The organism is Butyricicoccus sp. AF18-9LB, from assembly GCF_027684505.1.
Classification (GTDB): Bacteria; Bacillota; Clostridia; order Oscillospirales; family Butyricicoccaceae; genus Agathobaculum; species Agathobaculum butyriciproducens.
In genome coordinates, this window is sequence record NZ_JAQCWA010000043.1 from 1 (window position 1) to 4,585 (window position 4,585).

Sequence of the window (4,585 nt, forward strand, 5' to 3'; positions counted from 1 at the left end):
CACGCCGCAAACGGGAGTTCGATTCTCCCACGGGTCACCAATCTTTTATAACAGTGCTGACGGTATAACAAAGTAGCAAACATAGTAATATGTTTCTAAATAAGGTTTCTTTTGAACAAGAGCGCGTAAGCGCAGGTAAAGTTTTCTTTGCTTACTTTCTTGTTCACAAGAAAGTAAGTGCGTGATTATTGTGACGAGGGTACACCTGTTCCCATTCCGAACACAGTAGTTAGTGACAATACTTGGCTGGCGACGGCCCGGGAAGATAACTCATCGCGCACACCGAACACCGACTCGAAAGAGTCGGTGTTTTGTTTTCGTTAAGAATTCCCTGTTCACTGGAATTCACCTCTCCTTATATGATATAATAGCCTAAATTGGTATTTTATCGCAAGCAGGGGGTCGAGAATGAACAAAATTCTGAAAGAAAAAATCAGCGAGTCGGTGTCGTCTGTCCTGCCGATCACGATCATCGTGCTGCTGCTCAGCGTGACGATCACACCGATGCCGGTCGGCACAATGGTGCTGTTTTTGACCGGTGCGGCGCTGCTTATCGTCGGCATGGCATTGTTTTCACTCGGCACGGACGTATCTATGACGCCTATGGGCGAGGGTATCGGCGCACAGCTGCCGCGCACGAAAAATCTGTTCATCGTGATACTCATTACGCTCATCATCGGCATACTCATCACGATCGCGGAGCCGGATCTGCAGGTTCTGGCCGGTCAGGTGCCGTCCATTCCAAACAATGTGCTGATCTGGACGGTCGCGGTCGGCGTCGGTCTGTTTTTCGTGCTGGCTATGCTGCGTACGCTGTTCAAGATTCGTCTGTCGCTGCTGCTCATTGTGTTTTACGCGGTGGTGTTTATCCTGTCGGCTTTCGTGCCGAACGAGTTCGTTTCTGTGGCGTTTGACTCGGGCGGCGTGACCACCGGACCGGTCACCGTACCGTTCATTATGGCGCTCGGTGTCGGTTTAGCTTCCATCCGAGGCGATAGCGGCGCACAGGAGGACAGCTTTGGTCTGGTTGCGCTGTGCAGCATTGGGCCGGTGCTGGCGGTGCTGCTGCTCGGCATTTTCTATCCGACAAACGGTGCAGGCTACACGGCAGTGACCGTGCCGGACGTGGAGGACACTCGTCAGGCAGCGCACACATTTGTGGTGGAGCTGCCCGCGTACATACACGAGGTTTTGTCCGCACTGGTGCCAATCATCCTGTTCTGCGCGGTATTTCAGCTGATTTTCCGCAGATTCCATGCCATGCAGCTGCGCAAGATCGGCGTAGGCTTTGTGTACACATTTACCGGTCTGTCGCTGTTTTTGACCGGTGTAAACGTCGGATTTATGCCCGTGGGCCATTATCTCGGACAGCAGCTGGCGCTGAGCGGACAGGAATGGGTGCTGGTGCCGCTTGGCATGCTTATCGGCTATTTTCTGGTGACTGCGGAGCCGGCCGTGCATGTGCTCAATCGACAGGTCGAGTCCATCACAAACGGCGGCATCTCGCAGAGAGCGATGATGCTCAGCCTGTCCATCGGCGTGGCCTGCTCGGTCGGCATGGCTATGCTGCGCGTATTGACAGGCATTTCAATCTATTATATACTGGTGCCGGGTTATCTTGCCGCACTGGGACTGACTTTCTGCGTGCCGAAAATTTTCACCGGCATCGCATTTGACTCGGGCGGCGTTGCATCCGGTCCGATGACGACCACATTCCTGCTGCCGTTCGCCATGGGCGCGTGTGAAGCGCTCGGCGGCAACGTGATGACTGACGCCTTCGGTATTGTAGCTATGGTAGCCATGACCCCGCTGCTTACCATTCAGGTGCTGGGTCTCATCTATAAAAAGAAACAGAACAGCGAGGATGCGTCCGATGTTTCCGCAGAGGATGAGGATAGCATCATCGTTTTGGAGGGAGCAGAGCATGAGTGAAAACCGACCGCAGATGACGGTGCAGAGCGCGGTAGAGGTCGTAGCGGCCGTTGTTGACGTGGAGCAGGGCGAAAAGGTGCTGCGTATCTATCGTGAGGAACAGGCGCCGGTGGACTTTGTGTGTATGGCACACGGCACGGCGCGCACGGAAATGCTCGACCTGCTCGGCATCGGTGAAACGGCAAAGGCCATTGTGATGTGTATGGTCAGCCGTCAGACCGGCGTTCGCCTGCTCAAAAGGCTCGGACGCGAGCTGGAAATGCGATATCCCGGACGTGGAATCGCGTTTGCCATTCCGATTACAGGCATTGGTCTGCGGTGGCACAAGCTGCTGACCGCTGCAGACGAGGAGCAAAAGGAGGTCAGCCGGATGCACGAGACAGAGAAGAACGACGGTTTTGACGTTGTAGCAGTTGTGATGGAGCGCGGCTATACCAACGTGGCGATGGATGCGGCGCGCAAGGCCGGTGCACGCGGCGGCACGGTCATTTCAGCGCGCGGTATTGCGGAAAATGAGGTTAAACGATTTTTCGGTATCGAAATTCAGGCCGAAAAGGAAATCGTGTTCCTCGTGGTGCGAAGCGATGAGAAACAGCAGGTTATGACGGCGCTGATGCAGGCGGTCGGAATGAAGACCCGCAGTCATGGCATTGTGCTGTCAATGCCGCTTTCGGCAGCTATCGGCTTGGCGGATTGATAATGGAAAAATGGAGAATGGAAAATAAGCGTCTGACGTTTGCTTTCTGTTCTCCGTTTTTTATTGTGTTATTTGGCGGGAAACGGCGGGACACCATCCCGCTCTGCACAATGATCCCGCAGGGGAGCACAGCGTGCTCTCCCGTAACACAAAAGAGAGGAACGCACCCTTCAATTTCCAATTTCCATCTTCACTCTGATAAAATAGTATGATATAATGAGGGCAGTAATTTTCACAGGGAGAACCCCTGACAGGAGTAGATAACCATGATAAATGAGCACATGATGGATTTAGGCAGCCGCCGTTCGACGATCCGCGAGTTGTTCGAGTACGGCAACAGCCGTGCGGCGATCGTTGGCCGCGAGAACGTATTCGATTTCTCGATCGGCAACCCGAACGTACCCGCCCCGGAGGCGGTTCGTCAGGCGATTTACGTCGAGGCGGCAGGTGATCCGGTTGCACTGCACGGCTATACCTCGGCACAGGGGGCCACAGATGTGCGAGGCGCACTGGCGGACAGCCTTAACAAGCGTTTCGGCACGGACTACACCGGCGACAGCCTGTACCTGACTGCAGGCGCGGCAGCCGCGCTCTCTTGTGCGTTCAAGGCGATTGTCTGCGAGGGTGACGAGATTGTTGTGTTTGCACCGTATTTTCCGGAATATAAAATGTTCATCGAAAGCGGTGCCGGTGCCAAGTGCGTCATTGTGCCGCCGTCTATCGCGGATTTTCAGATTGACTTCGGTGCTCTCGAACAGCGCCTGAATGAGCACACCAAGGCGGTCGTTGTCAACTCGCCGAACAACCCGTCCGGTGCAGTGTACTCCGAGCAGACCATCAAGTGCCTTGCCGACATGCTGCGCGGCAAGGAGAAGGAATACGGTCACCCGATTTACCTCATTTCGGACGAGCCGTATCGCGAGATCGTATATGATGGCGTGCAGGTGCCGTTCGTGCCGCATTTCTACGACGATACCATTATCTGCTACTCGTACTCCAAGTCGCTGTCGCTGCCGGGTGAGCGTATCGGCTATGTGCTCGTGCCGCCGGCAGCCGCCGACAGCAGAGAGCTGTATGCCGCTGTCTGCGGTGCAGGCCGCGCACTCGGTTATGTTTGTGCGCCGAGTATGTTCCAGCGCGTGGCGGCACGCTGTGCCGACCAGACCAGCGATATTGCGGTTTACCAGACCAACCGCGACCTGCTCTTTAACGGTCTGACCTCGATGGGGTATCACTGTGTCAAGCCGGACGGCGCGTTTTATCTGTTCCCGCAGACGCTCGAGGCGGACGACCGCGCCTTCAGTGAACGCGCAAAGAAATATGACCTTCTGGTCGTTCCGGGTGCGGATTTTGGTGCCCCCGGTCATATGCGAATTTCTTACTGTGTGAAAACCGAGACCATCGAGCGTGCGCTGCCGCTGTTTGAACGACTGGCGAAGGAGTATCGCTGATTTATTATGTAAAGTTCATAAGTGGTTTCGGTTAATTATGTATAAGGTGTCGAGTTACACTGTGCAAACTGCATAAAATTATGACGGTTGAGTTGTGAGATATTCATAAAAACTTGCTCTTGTATTCTTTTCAGGGAAAGTGTATTATAATACCAGAGATCAGGAAAGGATCTCAAAAATACAATCACCTGAATCACTGAAAAGGAGTGCAAAGATTATGGGTATGAGAAGTTTCTTTAATGGACTGGTAAACGCTCGCATGGTAGAACTGGAAGGCGAACACATCAACGCTAAGAGCATGAACCGTACCAATCGTCGCGGCAGGTAATCGTCTGATTAAAAAAACATCACACGAGGAGCCGTAACCGCACATGACAACTGAAGACAGTAAGTGAAACCCTTCCGAGGACAACATTCGGAAGGGTTTTTCTTTTGATGAAGGCAACACCGCACAATTAAAGCTGCGGCGCTTTACGGAAATTTTGTGTCCTGATGTCGTTCCGGC

3 protein-coding genes and 1 rRNA gene are annotated in these 4,585 nt (G+C 53.7%); all 4 read left to right on the plus strand.

What is annotated here, in order from left to right; all coding sequences use genetic code 11:
- Window positions 1-177 precede the first annotated feature (177 nt).
- The 4 genes from rrf (at window position 178) to PGY33_RS13880 (ending at window position 4,080) form a co-directional block, all read left to right on the plus strand.
- Window positions 178-282 (plus strand): 5S ribosomal RNA (rrf, locus tag PGY33_RS14605).
- 126 nt (window positions 283-408) lie between these two features.
- A complete protein-coding gene (locus PGY33_RS13870; protein WP_118481369.1) occupies window positions 409-1,932 on the plus strand; it encodes a DUF1538 domain-containing protein in 1,524 nt (507 codons plus the stop codon).
- The gene (locus PGY33_RS13875; protein ID WP_110436608.1) at window positions 1,925-2,629 is read left to right on the plus strand and encodes a hypothetical protein; all 705 of its coding nucleotides are present in this window, start codon (window positions 1,925-1,927) and stop codon (window positions 2,627-2,629) included. The genes PGY33_RS13870 and PGY33_RS13875 overlap by 8 nt, the downstream gene beginning before the upstream one ends.
- A 266-nt stretch (window positions 2,630-2,895) precedes the next feature.
- A complete protein-coding gene (locus PGY33_RS13880) occupies window positions 2,896-4,080 on the plus strand; it encodes a pyridoxal phosphate-dependent aminotransferase (RefSeq protein ID WP_270479116.1) in 1,185 nt (394 codons plus the stop codon).
- The last annotated feature ends 505 nt before the right edge of the window (window positions 4,081-4,585 follow it).